The organism is Gordonia paraffinivorans (assembly GCF_900683595.1).
Lineage (GTDB): Bacteria > Actinomycetota > Actinomycetes > Mycobacteriales > Mycobacteriaceae > Gordonia > Gordonia paraffinivorans.
Genome location: NZ_CAACYD010000006.1, coordinates 1,190,096 through 1,207,901, shown reverse-complemented (window position 1 = coordinate 1,207,901; position 17,806 = coordinate 1,190,096). Strand labels below are relative to the sequence as shown.

Sequence of the window (17,806 nt, the reverse complement as noted above, 5' to 3'; positions counted from 1 at the left end):
TTGGTTCTGACAAGCTATCGTGTCAGAAGTCGTCCTGTAAAGAGTTCGCTCGACGGAGAGCAGTCCGTCGTCGGAGGGGAGTACCCGTGGTCGTGCCGACATCCGCCAGCTCGGAGACGGCCACGACCGCGTCGACCCCGGCATCGGCGCCGACCGACACATCGAGCCGCGGACGGCGGTACGGGGGAGTAGACCCGGACGAACGCCGGGCCCGCCGGCGCAGTGCACTCGTCGCCGGCGGCCTGGAGGTGTTCGGGACCGAGGGATACGCGCGAGCCTCGGTGAAGAGCATCTGCGAGCAGGCGGGCCTCACCCAGCGGTACTTCTACGAATCCTTCTCCGACCGCGCCGATCTCCTCGTCGCGGTATACGACGACTGCGTCCGGCACGCACGAAAGGCGACGCTGGCCGCCGCCGCGGAATTTCTCGACGGTGAGGCCGACCTCGGCGACGTCGAGGCGGGCATCGAGCCGACACGTATCCCGGAGGCGGCGCGCGCCACGCTCGGCGCGTTCATGCACGCCCTCGCCGACGACAGCCGACGTGCCCGGGTGATGCTGGTCGAGGTCGTGGGTGTCTCACCCGAGATCGAACGGGTCCGGATGCGTGCGATCCACGACTGGGCCGATCTCGTCCTCACCCTCGCCCGGGGGAATCGTCCGCCGACCTCCAAGCAGCGTCTGGCTTCGGTCGGACTCGTCGGCGCGGTGACCCAGCTGATGGTCGATTGGTACGTCGCCGGACAAGGTGAATCGGACATCGCCCGTGAGCCTCTCGACGACGTCCTCGACGTCTGCGTCGAACTGTTCGTCGCCGCACACGGCCGCTTGCTGACCTGACGCCGGGTGTCGTTCACCGGCTGTCCTGACCCGGGACGCCCTCGCCCGGTGCACGACATGGGTGCAGATCTTTGTGATCGAAACATCACTCCGTGCAACGGATTTGAAAGTTGAACGGGAGACGCTCCGCGAGGGCGACGGACACGAAGGACCCCGTCGTATCTCGCCGATAGTGCTGATCCTCGTTCTGACAACACCTTTCAGGATCGCGATGACTCCTGTGCGATCCACGATGTCAGCTGGACCACCCGCCGGTCGTAGATCGACAGCTCGATCATGTGCCGACAGCCGATTTTCGTCGCGATGTCGATGATCACGGCGTAGTCGATGTGCAGCGGACGAAATACACAGCACCAGAGTGGTTTTCGGCGCGCGAACCGGACCCGGGTGCGAACTACGACGTGCGATACCAGCCGCTCGCGCGACCGGCGGTTCGATCCGCCGGCACGGGAACCCGAACCACGACGTTCGCGAATGGAATCCACCGCGTCGAGTCCGCCGACGAGATCTCCCGCCGCCGAGGCCGCTCGCTGCCGAGCGGATGTCACGCCACGGAATGTGTTCGGCAGGATCGTCGCGACACCGTGAAAGGCACCGCGGAGATGGCTAGCCACGAAGGCCATACAGTCGTCTTCGAACACCCCATGTCCCCAGAATCGGTGACACCATAACCGAGGGCATCGCGTCGATGGCTTTGCGGCAGAACGTTGTCCACACTTCTGCCGCCATTGTTCACAATCGGTCGCGTGTCGCCGGCCGCCCTGACTTCTCGGTTAGTCTCAGCGAATGGCCGGGGGGACAGAAGCAGTGGATCTGCGCACCGACGAGCAATTGCTACGCGCTCACGCAGCGGGCGATCAACACGCATTCACCGATCTGATCAACCGGCATATCGACTATCTCTGGTCGGTCGCCCTCCGGACCAGTCGCAACCCGGAGGACGCGGCCGACGGGCTGCAGGATGCGCTGCTCGCCGCCCACCGCACGGCGGCCGACTTCCGGTCCGACGCGAAGGTCACGAGCTGGCTGCACCGCATCGTGGTGAACGCCTGTCTCGACCGGATCCGGCGCAACAACTCCCGCCGGACGATCCCGCTGCCGGAGTGGGATGACCTGTCGATCGCCGACCCCACCGACGAGATCTCGTCCATCGATCTGTCGGTGTCCATCGGACGGGCGTTGCACGTGCTCCCGGAGGGGCAGCGCCAGGCGATCGTCGCCGTCGACATCGAAGGTTACTCGGTGGCCGAGGCCGCGACAATGCTCGGCGTGGCCGAGGGAACCATCAAGAGCCGATGCGCCCGCGGGCGTCTCCGGCTGGCGCAGGTGCTCGGACATCTGCGAGCACCGGACAACTCGTAATCTTCTCCGCTACAGAAAATTCCGCGAAAACGCAGATTCCAGGGAACCGGATCGGCACCGCGTGCGTCCAAGTACCGAGAACACACCGACGAGCCACCGCCGCCCGAATCCGGAATGGAAGACTGAGACCATGACCCCGCGGGGAACTGACGACGCCGACTTCGGTGAACGACCCGAGCCCCCGTACTCGGCGGAGACACTCGCCGACTTCCACGCCGGACGACTGTCCGCGCGAGCTGCCGAGCACATCCGCTCTCGGATCCAGGACGATCCCGAGGCCCAGCGGATCCTGGCGGCGCTCGACCGGACCGTCGACGACCTGAGAGGCCTGCCGCCCGAACCGGCCTCCATCCCTGACTCGGTGCGCTCCGGCATCCAGGCGACCCTGTCCTCTCTGCCCGCATGTCCACAGGGCACGACTCCCGCGCCCGAGGCCATCCCGGCACCCGTCGACCTCGATACCCGACGGCGCAGCCGCGTCCTGTCGATGCTGCTCGCGGCTGCCGCGGTCGTGGTCGTCGCCGCGGGCACGTTCGGCCTCGTCCGCCAGATGTCGCCGACCACCGACCCGGCGCCACCCACCCTGGCCCAGCGCACCTCACCCGCAGACACGCTCGACCCGGGTTCCTCGGCCTCGGCGCTGTCGGTGATCGGACGCCAGGACGGCGCTCCATTCGGTTCGGTCGCCGCGCTCCGGCGCTGCACCGCCGCCCACCTCGTCCCCGCCCAGGTCGCCGTCGTCGGCTCCGGGCAGATCACCTACCAGGGCAGACCCGCCGCGGCGATCCTGCTGTCGACCGGTGTGGCAGGCCTGTTCGACGCGCTCATCGTCGGACTCGACTGCGACACCGACACCCCGTCGCTGCTGACGCGCGGAACCATCGGCGGCTGACGCTTGGCCCGACCGCATCGACCAGGCAATACTTTCGGTCGCCACTGCGCGTAAGCTGCGTCACCACGCTGCACGGGCCCGCCCTGACCGGGAACATCTCCGCATAGTCTTGTGTTGAAGCAGCGTGACCGCGCCGGTACGTCCGGCGTATCCCGCACATCCCACCAGCACGGAGGACGTATGAGCCAGGCAGAGACCCCGCAGATCCACGAACTGATCATCATCGGATCGGGTCCTGCCGGGTACACCGCGGCGATCTACGCCGCGCGCGCCGAACTCTCGCCCATCGTCTTCGAGGGGACCCAGTTCGGCGGCGCGCTGATGACGACCACCGAGGTCGAGAACTTTCCCGGCTTCCGCAACGGCATCCAGGGTCCCGAACTCATGGACGAGATGCGTGAGCAGGCCATTCGCTTCGGCGCGGACCTGCGCATGGAGGACGTCGACACCGTCCGCCTCGAGGGCGACATCAAGGAGGTCGAGGTCGGCGGCGAGGTGTTCCGCGCCCGTGCGGTGATCCTCGCCATGGGTGCCGCGGCCCGCTACCTGGGGGTCGAGGGCGAGCAGGAACTGCTCGGCCGCGGCGTCTCCGCCTGCGCGACCTGCGACGGCTTCTTCTTCAAGGACCAGGACATCGCCGTCATCGGTGGTGGCGACTCGGCGATGGAGGAGGCCACCTTCCTCACCAAGTTCGCCCGCAGCGTCACCCTGATCCACCGCCGCGACGAGTTCCGCGCGTCGAAGATCATGCTCGAACGCGCACGCGCCAACGAGAAGATCCGCTTCGTGACCAATGCCGCGGTGCGGAAGGTGATCGGTGACGGCTCCGTCCAGGGTCTCGAGATCGAGGACACCCGCACCGGCGAGGTCAGCACGCTGGACGTGACCGGCATGTTCGTCGCGATCGGTCACGATCCGCGCAGCGAGCTCGTCCGCGGACAGGTCGAGCTCGACGACGCCGGCTACGTTGTCGTGCGGGGCCGTACCACCTACACCTCGCTGCCCGGCGTGTTCGCAGCCGGTGATCTGGTCGACCACACCTACCGCCAGGCGATCACCGCCGCAGGCAGCGGTTGTTCGGCGGCCATCGACGCCGAGCGTTGGCTCGCCGAGCAGGGGGAGGCGCCGGCCCACACCGTCGATTCCGAGGCCGCGTCGGTCTCCGATGTCGACTCGGTCCAGGCCCCTGCCTGACCCGTCCCGACCAGACTTCTTCGAACTTTCCTCGTCCACCAAGGAGGACACATCATGGGTGCACACACCGTCGTCGTGAACGACACCACGTTCAAGGACACCGTCCTGAACGCCGACAAGCCGGTCCTCGTCGACTTCTGGGCGACCTGGTGCGGCCCGTGCCGCATGGTCGCGCCGGTTCTCGAGGAGATCGCGCGTGATCACGGCGACAAGCTGACCGTCGCCAAGCTCGACGTGGACGAGAGTCCCGCCACTGCCCGCGACTTCCAGATCATGTCGATCCCGACCATGATCCTGTTCGAGAAGGGTCAGCCGGTGAAGACGATCGTGGGCGCCAAGGGCAAGGCCGCACTTCTTCGCGAACTCGACTCGGTGGTCGGCAAGACCGCCTGACCTGCAGAGCTCATCACTTCGACGACGAGAGTCCGACGGGTGAACGACCTGGTCGTCCGCCCGCGGGCTCTCGTCGTTGGTAGTCTCGGCCCGGGTCTCACCCGTCGGGGGCGTATCTCCGGCGTCACTGCTGTCGCTCGGCGGTGAGTTTGGTGTAGTGAACTTCAGCTGAGACAATTCTGGCTGATACCGACCGGTGCCGCCGACGCGGACCACCGGACCTCGCGAGCAGGAGATATCTGCGGCGAACGTATGAGGGGTGACGACATGCCATTGTTCCGACTCGGGGATCACGGCTCGGCAGTTGCCGAGATCCGCGCAATCCTGGTCGGGCTCGGACTGTTGCCCGAAGGTGAAAGAGACGTCTTCGACGACGAGTGTGACCGTGCCATCCGTGCGTTCCAGCAGCAGCGCGGCCTGATCGTCGACGGGATCGTCGGTCCCCAGACCTACCGGGTCCTGCGCGAGGCGTCCTACCGTCTCGGCGCCCGTGTGCTCTCGTACCAGCTCTCGGCACCGATGGTCGGTGACGATGTCGCCACCCTGCAGAGTCGTCTCCAGAACCTCGGCTACTACACGTCGCTCGTCGACGGCATCTTCGGCCCCAACACCCACAACGCGGTCTGTCTGTATCAGAGCGAGTACGGCCTCGCGTCCGACGGCATCTGCGGACCGGCCACGCTCCGCTCCCTCGAGCGCCTGGGCACCCGGGTGACCGGCGGGTCGCCGTACGCCATCCGCCAGGAAGAAAAGGTCCGCCGTTCCGGCCCCCAGCTGTCCGGCAAGCGGATCCTCATCGATCCCGGCTCGGGCGGGCTGCACCCGCTGTCTACTGGCGAGCTCGCCGAACGCGAGTCGGATCTGCTGTGGGATCTCGGCGCCCGCCTCGAGGGACGGATGTCCGCCGCCGGCATGCAGACGTTCCTGTCACATGACGGCCGCGGTCGTCCCACGGACAACGAACGTGCTCGCGTCGCCAACCTCATGGACGCGGATCTGATGATCTCGCTGCGCTGCGCGCACTACAAGAACGAGCGCGCCAACGGCGTCGCCAGCTTCTACTTCGGGAACAACCACAACTCGTACTCGACCATCGGGCGCAATCTCGCCGGATTCATCCAGCGCGAGATCGTCGCCCGCACACCGCTGACCGACTGCCGTACCCACGAACGGACGTGGGATGTCTTGCGGCTCACCAGAATGCCCGTCGCGCTCATCGACGTCGGGTACATCACCAATCCGCGCGACGCGGCGATCCTCGCTGATTCGGACTGGCGCAACGTGATGGCCGATGCGATTCTGGTCGCGGTGAAGCGCCTGTACCTGCTCGATCAGGACGATCGCCCTACTGGCACTTACACTTTCGCGGAACTACTGGCCGCGGAGAACGCCTCGCACTGACCCGCGGCCGTCCCGCGCCCACCGGGACCGCCGTGCGCTCTCGGCTGGTCAGCTCGATCTCGGCCATGATCACCAGCTTCTCCAGCGCGCTCTCGACTTCGAACTTCCAGCCGAGACCCGCATCGAGTTCCAGACGGAATCGCGGGAACCTCGGATGCGATGCCACGACATCGAATCCGGAATCCTTCAGGAACGCCGCGTCGATCATGCATTCCGGGCAAAGATCGGACCTCGGACCCTCCAGGATTTCGCGAACCACCTCGATGATGACCTGATCGGTCCAGAAGTCGAGGTCGGGGAGAGCACCTGTACTGGTGAAGCTCGTAGACGAGATGGAGACATTTTCGACCGAGGCCGATTCGCCCGTCCCGGGGTCGTCGGCGGTACCGGCGTCGGAACCCCCACGCACCAGGCCGAACGACTCCACTGCTCGCACACCGCGGCGGATGAGGTCACCGACCACGGCGTCGAGTAGGATCGGTGCCACCTCCTCATGACCCGGCTCCGTACGAAGACTGGTGAGCAAGACCGCGTCGGGGCTCACCGGGGATGTGGGGAAGTACTGCGACCGTGGCACCCGGCCGGGAGGTGCATAGAACGCAGTTCCGACGACCGCGTTGGTCGTCGACTCGATTGCCACCTGCCCGCACGCGCCCCACTCGAGGAGCAGACCGGAGAACCACGCCTCCTTGTCGAACTCGCTCTCGTACGGAGCTCCGTCGGTGGCCGGCTCGACCTCCCAGAAGACACAACGGCGAGTGTGCTGGGGTAGGGACTCGAAGGATCCGAGTTCCAGGCGCACGATCGACACGCTCATGTCAGCGAACTCCGGCCCGACAGCACGACGCTACGAAAGTCATTGCGTTGCAACCGTTCTGGGCGTACCAGCGGGTGCCGGGTCCATCTATCGTCACAGTGACATTACTTCCGCGTGTGCCTGGTTGGAGAAACCTCGCCGTGAGATCACTTCTTCGGGTTGATGAACTCGACGATGCGCTCCAAGTCATCGACCGACCCGAACTCCACGACGATCTTCCCCTTCCTCTTCCCAAGACTGACTGTAACCCGGGTGTCCAGGGTGTCGGAGAGTCGCTCGGCGAGGTCTTGCAGGCCGGGCATCTGCATCGGCTTGCGCTTCTGGGCCGGCGACTTGGCCTCGGGACCGTCACCGCGGTTCATCAGGGTGACCGCCTCCTCGGTCGCCCGGACGGACAGGCCCTCGGCGACGATGCGGGCCGCGAGAGCCTCCTGCGCCTCGCTTCCCGCGTCCAGAGCAAGCAGGGCACGGGCATGACCCGCAGACAACACACCGGCCGCGACGCGTCGCTGGACCGGAATCGGCAGCTTCAGCAGCCGGATCATGTTGGTGATGAGCGGCCGCGACCGTCCGATCTTCGCGGCGAGTTCCTCGTGGGTGACCCCGAACTCCTCGAGCAGCTGCTGGTACGCGGCAGCCTCTTCGAGGGGATTCAGCTGTGCCCGGTGAATGTTCTCCAGCAGCGCATCGCGTAGGAGGTCGCCGTCGGGAGTCTCACGGACGATCGCGGGGATGGCGTCGAGGCCGACCTCTTGGCTCGCACGCCAGCGACGCTCGCCCATGATGATCTGGTACTTGATGCCCTCCGGAGTCGGCTCCTTCAGGCGGCGCACCACGATCGGCTGCATGAGGCCGAACTCGCGGATCGAGTGGACGAGCTCGGCCATCTGCTCGTCGTCGAAGACGGTGCGCGGCTGCTTCGGGTTCGGCTGGATCTCCGCCGGTGGGATCTCGCGATACACCGCACCGGTCTCCTCGGCCGACAGGGGAGTGGTGGCCGTGGGCGCATCGGTCGTCGGTGCGGCGGCACCATTCGCCGTTGCACTCTTGGCCCCGATGACGACGTCGGCAGCCGCATTCCCGAGACGCGGAGCGTTGCTCTGATCCTCCGTCGGACCGGTCGGGATGAGGGCCGCCAGTCCGCGACCGAGTCCGCCACGCCGCGTCGCAGTGTCTCGTTGACTCATGCCTCTACCTCCACTCGGAACAGCAAGACCGGGGTGAACTGAAGTCTCGGACTCATCGGCTCATCGCTCATGCCGAGGTCTCCGAGGCGCCGCGCAGAGCGAGCTCACGTGCGGCGTCGAGGTAACTCATCGCGCCACGTGAACCGGGGTCGTACTCGATGATGGTCATCCCGTATCCGGGCGCCTCCGACACCTTGACGCTGCGCGGAATGATCGTGCTGAGCACCTTGTCGCCGAAGTGGCTACGCACTTCCTCGGCCACCTGATCGGCAAGCTTGGTCCGGCCGTCGTACATCGTGAGGATGATCGTGGAGACATGGAGTTCGCGGTTGAGGTGCGCCTGGACGAGCTCGATGTTCCGTAGAAGCTGACCGACACCTTCCAGCGCGTAGTACTCGCACTGAATGGGGATCAGAACCTCACGCGCGGCAACCATCGCGTTGACCGTCAGCAGCCCCAGCGACGGCGGGCAGTCGATGAACACGTAGTCGATCTCGTACTCGGCGAGAAGCTCGTCCGAGAGGGCATTCCGAAGTCGGTTCTCGCGGGCGACGAGGGACACGAGCTCGATCTCCGCGCCGGCCAGGTCGAGCGTCGCCGGCACGCAGTAGAGCCCCTTCTGGCTTGGGGACTCCTGGATGGCCTCCCTCAGCGTCACCTCGCCGAGGAGTAGTTCGTAGACCGACGCGATGTCCTGCGCACGATGGTCGATCCCGAGCGCGGTACTGGCGTTGCCCTGGGGATCGAGGTCCACGACCAGAACACGGAGACCGCGGAGCGCGAGGCCTGCCGCGAGGTTGACGGCTGTCGTGGTCTTGCCGACGCCGCCCTTCTGGTTCGCGACGGTCATGATGCGGGTGTGAGCGGGGCGGGGGAGTTGCCCCGCGCCACCGGGAGTCAGCACCTGGCTCGCACGGGCGGCCGCCATCGCGATGGGGGTGTCGGCGTACGTTTCGTCGGCGATCGGCGAGCCTCCGGTGGTCGTCGTTTCACGTGAAACTTTCCGGGTTTTGTCGACCACGCGGGCACTCCTTTGACCGACCAGATGGGCGTGAGGGTCGTCGGTTCCGGCAGTGGTGGCGCCGGCTTCGACGGTTGCAGAATCGTCCACGGGGGCGGGCTGGACCGTGCCTCCGGAACGCTTCTTATTCTGCGCCTTGCGCGGACTCCACACCAATTCGGATCTCCTCTGTGCGCGCCGTCTTCGGGCCGAACCCAGACGGATGGGTCTGTCGGTGTCGGTCAGCGCCGACGCGACTTCTTGGATCGGACGGCTTCGGTCTTCGTGCCGATGACGACCGTGGTCGGCGTCTCCAACGATTCACCGCAGGTTGACACCCGTAGATCGGTGATCCCGGTACGCCCGACAACTGCACGATCGCGTTCGATCTCGTCTGCCGCCGATGACCCCTTGATGGCGATCATCTGGCCGCCGGCGGCCACGAGGGGAGCGCACCACTTCGCCAGACGTTCCAGCGGAGCCACCGCGCGGGACGTGACGACTTCTGCAGTTCCCACCTCGGAACGAACCGCCTTCTCTTCTGCTCGCCCCCGGACGACACGAACGTTCGTCAACCCGAGCGCTTCGACGGTTCGCTCGAGGAACGTACTCCGACGGAGCAACGGCTCGATCAGGGTGATCTCCAGGTCTGGCCGGGCAATCGCGAGAGGCACACCTGGGAGGCCCGCCCCGCTACCGATGTCGAAGATGTTGACGCCGTCGGGGATCAGTTCGGCTACGACCGCGCAATTGAGAATGTGACGATCCCACAGTCGCGGCACCTCTCGGGGTCCGATCAAACCATGGTCGATGCCGTCAGTCGCGAGAATGCGCCAGTACCCTTCAGCCAACTCCAGTCGGTCACCGAAGACGCCTCGGGCACTACCCGGCGGAACCTGCAATGCGTCAAGGTCGGAATGGTCTTCGGGTTGAGCGTCTGCCGACACCGGGCCTCCGTTTCTGATCGGGGTCAGACTTTAGTGTTTCACGTGGAACCGACGGCTCCACAGGGTCCGTCCAGATCCGCACGGAACGGCACTGTTTCACGTGAAACACACGGATGTAAGACGCTCCGGTCGAGGACTCGGTTCCGAGACAAGGATCGACAGAGCGCGGAATCCAACTGCCTGATCAGGCCGCTCGAAGGTCGTCATCTCGCCCACCCTCGGCATCCCATCTCGATGGTCTTGCCCGCGACAAGTCCCACCGCACATTGCTGAATCGACCGCAGTCGCGTGGGACCCGGACCCGTCACTCAGGGAGAGTCCCGCCGAGCACGCTCTTCACATCCAAGCCCAGCACACCGACCGAGTCCTTCCTCGACGATCTGAACCTCAGCCCGGCCGACGTCGGCCAGTCCCCAGTAACCGTCACCTCGGCATCGGGGACAACAAGCGACGCGGGAGCCTTGCCGAGCACCCTCCGGTCCGTGCACCACGGTGCGTCGGTGAACGTTGCGAGGGAGACCACCGCGCCGGCAACTCGGCGCAGCCACCCCCGCTTGCACAGCCTGCCCGTCGACGGATCGGTCCCCGGCTCTATCAGTCGGGAAGGGGAGCTCCCGCTCCGAAACCGTGATGCCGGCGATCTCAGTCGCTCGCCGCGGAATAGGTGCTCGCGCGATCGGCACGACAGGCCTGTGCGTCAAGGAGAGCCCGCCGGCGTGGGACCGAGCGAGCAGACTTGGCCACCACTGTCACGCGACGGCACGAGAGCCTGCGTGCCCTCCGCGGTAGCGACCGGCATTCGGTACCGCCCCGCGTCGGAGCCGGCAACCAGAGCGCCCTGCGCACCCTGGCACGGGAAAGCCGAGTCGTACGGCGCCTCATGGGCTACATCTGCGTCGTCTCGACCCGACCGCCTACAGCAGTGGGGAACCCGGACCGAGCATGTCCGTCCGAGACACGCGGACAGGAGATGTGCTTCGGTCGGGATCCGACACCCACAGCACAAAAGCGGCGGAGCCGCGCGCTGGTCCGCGCTTCTGGTGCCACGCGATCGGCGCCGAGGCTTGACCGTTCCGCCGACGGTGATGGCGTTGCGCAGCGCGCAGCAGTCGTGGCAGGGCTCGAAGTTCACCCGTCCTCTATCCCGGTTCCGCCGACTCTGCGATCTCCTGACCTATGTGCTGTCCGCCTGCCACGTGTCGACACCATGCACTGGAACAGACTCACCCACCGGCAGGGGCGGGTGTTCCCGTCGGCCACAGAGGACGACGCGTAAGTCTTCGGCCGGGCGACGAACCGTCCACAACGTGACAGCAACTTTCGTCCACCTACTTCCACCGATGTGTTTCACGTGAAACACCGACCGAATTCTCCCGGGACGGCCCACTCGACCGGGGGAGGGGAGACCCGGCGCGACAGGTCTCCGAACCCGCCTCAGTCGCCACTCACGCGGCCTGCGGAAAACCCCCGCTGGCCGCGTGAGGGCTTCGACTCATGAAGACACCCACCGACGGGACCCCGGCCAACCGAGCACCAACCGACCCCGGCACCGTCCGAACCGCCTCTCGAACCGCAGACCAGGGGAGCGGTAGCCCACCACCGCCTTCGCGGTAGTCCCGGGCAGTCGGTGGTGGTATTGCCCATGCCTCACGCCCCGTCGATGCACCACGGTCGCCAGGATCCGCTCGACCCACACACACCACTCCGCACCGCGCCGCACCGCGCCGCACCGCCCCATACCGCCCCAGGGAGACACGACCGGACGCCAGCGCGTCCGAGCAATCGACGTCGCGCACGGTCGACGTCGGTCATCTACACGGAACCCACCGGCGCCGTCACTTTCGGCAGGTCGAGCCTCCGAGTCGCGGCCCGCAAGCGACCGCATCCCGCGATCGTTCGTGCGGACCAGTCCGTCCAATGTCCCGCAGGTCGGCTTCGGTTCCACCGGGACTGCCACCCGTTGACCGGTCGAAGAGTCACGACTTCACGGGACATCATCCTCGAGCCGAGGCCCTCGGGTATCGAAGGTCGGCCGATCTCTGTCGCCCGACATCCTCACCGTTTCAACGGCAGCGGTGTCGCTGTGCCGCCGCGAGAGAAGCGGCCCGCCGCCGTCGCCGGGGTAACCCGGGCACGACGCGCCCTGACGCCCGTCCGTGTGCCGTGCCCGTGTGCCGTGCCAGAGTTCCTTCCGCCCCGACCCGCGCCGACGGGCTTCGTCGACGACTCGGTACGCCGTGCGGTGCGGGCGGCTCACCCGGAGGGTGGGCACCGAGGTCGACCGCCAGGTCGGCATCGACGCGCCTCCGTGTCGCACGCGATCCCCCGGTCGCTATCCGAGGAAGGGACTGAGCAATTGCCGGCGACATCTATGCCCGATCTATGTCGCCACCGACCAAGATCGCAGAGTCGGCCCACCGCGTTTCGTCACGTGATGATTCGAACCCCTAGTGGTAGGAACACCCGTCAACGGCGTCGAAATGTCCGGTTCTGCGACTCCGGCTCCCACCAATCCCGCTGTGCACAGCCGTGCTGGGGGAGGGAAGCGGTGACAGAGACGAGCCCGGTTTCACGTGAAACAAGCCGCCGAACAACACCGATGTAATTCAGCCGCGCACACCCCCTACATACACTTCAGGCCCCGACCTGTTCGGTCGGGGCCTGAAGAGGGCTTCCGGTCAGCCGTGGGACATCACTCGGGGAGGACGACGACTCGGCGCTTCGGCTCCGCACCCTCGCTCTCGCTGATCACTCCGTCGACGGCGGCGACGGCGTCGTGCACGATCTTCCGCTCGAACGGGGTCATGGGATCGAGGGCCTCACGCTCGCCCGAGTCGCGAACGCGCTCGGCAACCTCGCGACCCAGACGCGCCAGACGCTCTCGGCGATCAGCGCGCCAGCGCGAGATGTCGAGCATCAGGCGGCTGCGCTCGCCGGTCACCTGCTGAACCGCGAGCCGAGTCAGTTCCTGGAGAGCGTCGAGCACCTCGCCCTTGCGGCCCACGAGCTTGGTGAGATCGTCACCCCCGTCAATGCTCACGACCGCACGGTCACCGTCCACGTCGAGGTCGATGTCGCCGTCGAAATCGAGGATGTCGAGCAACTGCTCGAGGTAATCGCCGGCGATCTCACCCTCTTCGACGAGCCGATCCTCGTCGTCTTCGAAGTCGTCGTCGGCCACATCCTCGACGCCGGTGTCGGTCGTCTCGTCGATATTGGTCTGGTTCTCGGCGTCCTGCGCCTGTGGCTTCGAACCGGTCTGAGTTGCAGTCTCAGCTGTCATCTCAATCACCTAACTGTGTGCTTCTTCGAACAAGTCTTGTGCGGTCGCGTCACCGCTTGCGTTTGCCGCCGCCGCGCTTCGCGTTGGGCTTGCCGCCCTTGTTGCCGGATTGCTTCTTGGAACCCGGACCGGCTCCCGCGCCGGAGCGGTTCGGTTTCTGACCGGGCTTGGGCTTGCTGCCGGCTGCGCCACTGGTGGGGGAGTCCTCGGTCTTCGACGACGCGTCGGCCTCCGTCGCCGACTCCTCCTCGCCACCCTTGGCCAAGGAGACCGACCCGGACTGCTTCGGCTGGGCGCCGCCCTTCTTCTTCTGCGGATCCGGACGCGCACCCGGCTTGGGGGCGTTCGCCTTCAGCTTCTCCTGCTTGAGGCGACGGGCCTCTTCCTCTTCCTTGGCGATCTTGCCGAAGACCAGGTGCTGCTGGCCGTAGGTCCAGATGTTGTTGCTCATCCAGTAGAGCAGGATCGCGACCGGGAAGAACGGGCCGGTGACGAGGATGCCGATCGGGAAGATGTACAGCGCGAGGTTGTTCATCATCCGGGTCTGCGGGTTCTCGAGAGCGGCCTCCGGCTGGCGGGACACCGACGCGCGCGAGTTCATGTGGGTCGCGATCGAGGCGATGATCATCATCGGCACGACGACATACGCGATGTTCATGCGCGTGAAGTCGACCTCGGCGCCCGGCGTCACGAACGCCTGGAACTCGGTGACCGGCTCGGTCAGGTAGGCCGACAGCGGAACGCCGAACAGACGGGCGTCGAGGAAGTTCTGCACCTGGTCGGCACTGAAGACGTAGTTGCCGGTGGAGCGGGTCTCCGCGGCACTCATGCCGAGCTGCCCCATGCCGGTGCCCATGCGGTTGAACGAACGCAGTACGTGGAACAAACCGATGAACACCGGGATCTGCAGGAGCATCGGCAGGCAGCCGAGGAGGGGGTTGAACCCGTGCTCACGCTGGAGCTTCTGCATCTCCTCGGTCATCTTGACCCGGTCCTTGGCGTACTTCTTCCGGATCGCCTGGAGCTGCGGGTTGATCTCCTGCATCTTCTTCGTGGTGCGGATCTGCTTCACGAAGGGCTTGTAGAGGATCGCGCGCAGGGTGAAGACGAGGAAGACCACCGACAGTGCCCAGGCGATGCCGTTGCCACCGGGCGTGTCGGGCGTGACATGGCTGAACAGCCAATGCCAGACCCACATGATCCCGGACACCGGGTAGTAGATGAAGTCGAGCACGGGTCAGATACCCCTCACTTGTTGTTCTCTAGGTGGAATCATCCCGTCGGGACGGGTGCTGTGTGTCGTGGCCGCGCCCACCGGTGCGGAGACGGCTCACCAGGTCATGCCACAGATCGCGAGGCCCCCGTTCAGGGACCGGGTCGTATCCGGGCTTGTGCCAGGGACCGCACTTCAGGAGACGGATGACCGCCAGCGTGGAGCCGTACACGAATCCGTGCCGTTCGAGGGCTTCGACCGCGTAGCCCGAACATGTCGGCTCGAAGCGGCAGGTCGGCAGCCGCATCGGCGAGATCCAGGTCCGGTAGAGCTCGATGAGAAAGATGACCGTCCGCCGGGGCAGGAGACGCATGCCCGTCCTCAGCCGTGCGGCGAGCGAGGGCGTGTCGGTGGACGGATCGTGCCGAGCGGCAGGTGTCGACGAGGAAGTGGGGGAGTGGTCCGCCCGGTCGTCCAGCTCGGCGTCGATCATCGTCCGACACCCACGTCGACCGGGGCGGTCATCGTTCGCGTCAGCTCCGCGACCTTCCGGCCGGTGAGCACCGAACGGAGCTGCTCGGCCAGTTCGTCACTGCTCGACTCGGCCGCACTACGACGAGCCCGGAGCACCACGAAGGTCTCCGGGCTCGGGCAGAGGTGTCGGGTCGCCGCGAAAGCGGCTCGCAGGCGTCGGGCCACCGTGTGACGGACCACCGCGTTTCCCACGGACTTGCTCACGACCAGGCCCAGCCATGGACCACCGGTCATGGCCACGTCGCGTCGCAGACCACTCGGGTCCGGCCAGCGCGGGCCCACCGGCGCGAGGTGGACGACGAAGTCACGAGCGTTCACCCGCGCACCGGACTTCAGGGTGCGTGAGAAGTCGGATCCGCGAGTGATCCGATGAGAAGACGCAGTCATCGATCAGCTGACCGGATCCGCTGCGAATCCGGTGGGAAGCCGACGATCAGGCGGTGAGCTTCGCGCGGCCCTTGCTGCGACGAGCGCTGACGATGGCGCGGCCGGCGCGGGTCCGCATGCGAAGTCGGAAGCCGTGCTTGCGAGCGCGACGACGGTTGTTCGGCTGGAAAGTACGCTTGCCCTTGGCCACGGTGACTCCTTGGTGCTCCCTGTGAGCACGGCGGTTGCCCGCACGTGACCCACATGTTGTCGTTGGTCGGTTGATCCAGGACGGTGCCGAACTGTTGTCGGTGATGAACTCGGCGAACATGACAAATCGCCGCGCAAATCCGCAACCTGGATGACCAGTCGAGACTACTGAGAGCGGCCGCTCAAATCAAACGCGGTCCCCGGACCCGGGGAATGGCCCCTCACCAGGTGTGTTCTGCACCACCTCACCCGCGGCGCCCGATCACCCCGGACCAATTGCACCGAACTCTTTGTGACCGTCCCGCCGCTCTGCTAATTTGCTCAGAGCGTCGGTCGCGGTGGACCGCGGGCACTGACAGGGACAGATGCCGCAGGAGCCGGGTGACCGACCGAAGTCCTCAGCTCGTCAACCCTTTGTACACAGGTGTGGATAACTCTGTGGACAGTTGGGTTCGACGACGTCGATGCCACTGCCCTCGTCAACGCTGGTAGTTTTCCGGGTCAGGAGGCCAGCCCCGTGACTTCAGACCGCGACACTTTCGGCGAGGTGTGGCAGCGAGTCGTCGCCGAACTCAACGACGACGAAGCCGCACGCGACCACGAACCACTGACCCGCCAGCAGAAGGCCTGGCTGTCACTGGTTCGACCCCTCACGCTCACCGAGGGTTTTGCACTGCTGACGGTTCCGACCGCTCTCGTGCAGGAACAGATCGAGCGCAACCTGCGCGAGACCATCCGATCGGTGTTGAGCCGACACCTCAACGAACCCGTCGACCTCGGCGTCCGGGTCGCCACCCCGCGCAATGACGAGCCGCCGGCCGATCCCGCACCGACCACGCCTCCGGATCCCCGGGTGAACGCCGTGGGCGCCGGCATCGACCACTCGGCAGCGCCGCCCGGGACCACTTTCGGCGCCGGCTTCACCGCGGGTGCGGCCGGCGGGCCGACCGCCCCGGGCACCGACACCCACCGCCCCTCGGGCGATTGGGCGTCCTACTTCGCCGAGCGGCCCACGAGCACACCGTCGACCTCGGGGGCGAACCTCAATCCGAAGTACACGTTCGACACCTTCGTGATCGGTGCGTCGAACCGCTTCGCCCACGCTTCCGCGGTTGCGGTCGCCGAGGCGCCGGCCCGCGCGTACAACCCGCTGTTCATCTGGGGTGAGTCCGGCCTGGGCAAGACCCACCTGCTCCATGCCGCCGGGCACTACGCGCAGCGGCTGTACCCCGGCATGCGGGTCAAGTACGTCTCGACCGAGGAATTCACCAACGACTTCATCAACTCGCTGCGTGACGACCGGCGCGTGGCGTTCAAGCGGCGCTACCGCGACGTCGACATCCTGCTGGTCGACGACATCCAGTTCCTGGTGGGCAAGGAAGGTATCCAGGAGGAGTTCTTCCATACCTTCAACACCCTCCACAACGCGAGCAAGCAGATCGTCATCTCCTCGGATCGCCCACCGAAACAGCTTGCGACGCTTGAGGATCGACTCCGCACGCGGTTCGAGTGGGGCCTCATCACCGACGTGCAGCCGCCGGATCTGGAGACGCGGATCGCGATCCTCCGCAAGAAGGCCCAGATGGACAACATCTCGGTGCCCGACGACGTCCTCGAGCTGATCGCGTCGAAGATCGAGCGCAACATCCGCGAACTCGAGGGCGCCCTGATCCGCGTCACCGCCTTCGCCTCGCTCAACGACGCCGCACTCGACAAGTCGCTCGCCGACGTCGTGCTGCAGGCGCTCCTTCCCAACTCCGGCACCCTCGAGGTCAGTGCGGCGAGCATCCTCGCCATCACCGCCGAGTACTTCGACGTCTCCGTCGAGGAGCTGCGCGGACCGGGCAAGACGCGCTCCATCGCCCAGGCTCGCCAGATCTCGATGTACCTGTGCCGTGAGCTCACCGACCTGTCGCTGCCGAAGATCGGTGAGACGTTCGACCGCGACCACACCACGGTCATGTACGCCGAACGCAAGATCCGCAAGGAGATGGCCGAACGCCGCAAGGTCTACGACCACGTCCAGGAGCTCACCGCCCGCATCAAGCAGCGCGCGATCGGCTGAGACCGCCACGATCGCTTCAGACGTCACACGTGCCCATCACCCGGCGGGGGTGGTGGGCACGTCTGTATCGGGCGCCCACGTGCCGCAGAGGCCCAGTTGGAGG

17 protein-coding genes are annotated in these 17,806 nt (G+C 66.2%); 7 read left to right on the top strand and 10 right to left on the bottom strand.

All coding sequences use genetic code 11. The annotated features are described in order from the left end of the window. The first annotated feature begins 86 nt into the window (after positions 1-86). Positions 87-839 carry a TetR/AcrR family transcriptional regulator gene (locus tag E1P53_RS12465; protein ID WP_131734456.1) on the top strand — a complete coding sequence of 251 codons (753 nt, stop codon included), beginning with the start codon at positions 87-89 and terminating at the stop codon, positions 837-839. A gap of 200 nt (positions 840-1,039) precedes the next feature. Here E1P53_RS12465 and E1P53_RS12460 read toward each other — a convergent pair whose 3' ends face one another. Further along, a complete protein-coding gene (locus tag E1P53_RS12460; RefSeq protein WP_131734455.1) occupies positions 1,040-1,480 on the bottom strand; it encodes a hypothetical protein in 441 nt (146 codons plus the stop codon). A gap of 145 nt (positions 1,481-1,625) precedes the next feature. Between E1P53_RS12460 and sigM the strand changes: the two genes are divergently transcribed. The 5 genes from sigM to E1P53_RS12435 all read left to right on the top strand — a co-directional run bounded on the left by sigM (position 1,626) and on the right by E1P53_RS12435 (position 6,081). Continuing rightward, on the top strand, positions 1,626-2,201 hold the full coding sequence (gene sigM, locus E1P53_RS12455; RefSeq protein ID WP_131734454.1) for an RNA polymerase sigma factor SigM: 576 nt from the start codon (positions 1,626-1,628) through the stop codon (positions 2,199-2,201). A gap of 130 nt (positions 2,202-2,331) precedes the next feature. Continuing rightward, positions 2,332-3,093 carry an anti-sigma factor family protein gene (locus E1P53_RS12450; protein WP_131734453.1) on the top strand — a complete coding sequence of 254 codons (762 nt, stop codon included), beginning with the start codon at positions 2,332-2,334 and terminating at the stop codon, positions 3,091-3,093. A 180-nt stretch (positions 3,094-3,273) separates the two neighbouring features. Further along, on the top strand, positions 3,274-4,287 hold the full coding sequence (trxB, locus tag E1P53_RS12445; RefSeq protein WP_006900230.1) for a thioredoxin-disulfide reductase: 1,014 nt from the start codon (positions 3,274-3,276) through the stop codon (positions 4,285-4,287). 54 nt (positions 4,288-4,341) lie between these two features. Beyond that, entirely contained in the window at positions 4,342-4,680 is a 339-nt protein-coding gene (trxA, locus tag E1P53_RS12440) for a thioredoxin (RefSeq protein WP_006900231.1), read from the top strand. 267 nt (positions 4,681-4,947) lie between these two features. After that, a complete protein-coding gene (locus E1P53_RS12435; protein WP_131734452.1) occupies positions 4,948-6,081 on the top strand; it encodes an N-acetylmuramoyl-L-alanine amidase in 1,134 nt (377 codons plus the stop codon). On the opposite strand, the gene E1P53_RS12430 is transcribed toward E1P53_RS12435, so the two are convergent. The 9 genes from E1P53_RS12430 to rpmH all read right to left on the bottom strand — a co-directional run bounded on the left by E1P53_RS12430 (position 6,026) and on the right by rpmH (position 15,639). Beyond that, positions 6,026-6,898, bottom strand: a complete 873-nt coding sequence (locus tag E1P53_RS12430; RefSeq protein ID WP_131734451.1) for a hypothetical protein — start codon at positions 6,896-6,898, stop codon at positions 6,026-6,028. The two genes, E1P53_RS12435 and E1P53_RS12430, sit on opposite strands and share 56 nt — an antisense overlap. Positions 6,899-7,044: 146 nt before the next feature. Beyond that, a complete protein-coding gene (locus tag E1P53_RS12425) occupies positions 7,045-8,085 on the bottom strand; it encodes a ParB/RepB/Spo0J family partition protein (RefSeq protein ID WP_131734450.1) in 1,041 nt (346 codons plus the stop codon). Between the two features lie 67 nt (positions 8,086-8,152). Next, positions 8,153-9,106: a ParA family protein gene (locus E1P53_RS12420; protein ID WP_006900235.1), complete on the bottom strand. Its 954-nt coding sequence runs from the start codon at positions 9,104-9,106 to the stop codon at positions 8,153-8,155. 221 nt (positions 9,107-9,327) lie between these two features. After that, on the bottom strand, positions 9,328-10,032 hold the full coding sequence (gene rsmG / locus E1P53_RS12415; RefSeq protein WP_006900236.1) for a 16S rRNA (guanine(527)-N(7))-methyltransferase RsmG: 705 nt from the start codon (positions 10,030-10,032) through the stop codon (positions 9,328-9,330). 2,692 nt (positions 10,033-12,724) lie between these two features. Beyond that, a complete protein-coding gene (locus E1P53_RS12410) occupies positions 12,725-13,315 on the bottom strand; it encodes a Jag family protein (RefSeq protein WP_040526695.1) in 591 nt (196 codons plus the stop codon). 49 nt (positions 13,316-13,364) lie between these two features. Continuing rightward, positions 13,365-14,549 carry a membrane protein insertase YidC gene (yidC, locus tag E1P53_RS12405; RefSeq protein ID WP_006900239.1) on the bottom strand — a complete coding sequence of 395 codons (1,185 nt, stop codon included), beginning with the start codon at positions 14,547-14,549 and terminating at the stop codon, positions 13,365-13,367. 28 nt (positions 14,550-14,577) lie between these two features. Next, the gene (gene yidD / locus E1P53_RS12400; protein WP_109237916.1) at positions 14,578-15,021 is read right to left on the bottom strand and encodes a membrane protein insertion efficiency factor YidD; all 444 of its coding nucleotides are present in this window, start codon (positions 15,019-15,021) and stop codon (positions 14,578-14,580) included. Beyond that, positions 15,018-15,449, bottom strand: coding sequence for a ribonuclease P protein component (rnpA, locus tag E1P53_RS12395; protein ID WP_006900241.1), 432 nt, complete (start codon positions 15,447-15,449; stop codon positions 15,018-15,020). The genes yidD and rnpA overlap by 4 nt, the downstream gene beginning before the upstream one ends. Before the next feature lie 46 nt (positions 15,450-15,495). Next, positions 15,496-15,639 carry a 50S ribosomal protein L34 gene (gene rpmH / locus E1P53_RS12390; RefSeq protein WP_006900242.1) on the bottom strand — a complete coding sequence of 48 codons (144 nt, stop codon included), beginning with the start codon at positions 15,637-15,639 and terminating at the stop codon, positions 15,496-15,498. Positions 15,640-16,155: 516 nt separating this feature from the next. Between rpmH and dnaA the strand changes: the two genes are divergently transcribed. Further along, the gene (gene dnaA / locus E1P53_RS12385; protein ID WP_131734449.1) at positions 16,156-17,703 is read left to right on the top strand and encodes a chromosomal replication initiator protein DnaA; all 1,548 of its coding nucleotides are present in this window, start codon (positions 16,156-16,158) and stop codon (positions 17,701-17,703) included. Positions 17,704-17,806 lie beyond the last annotated feature (103 nt).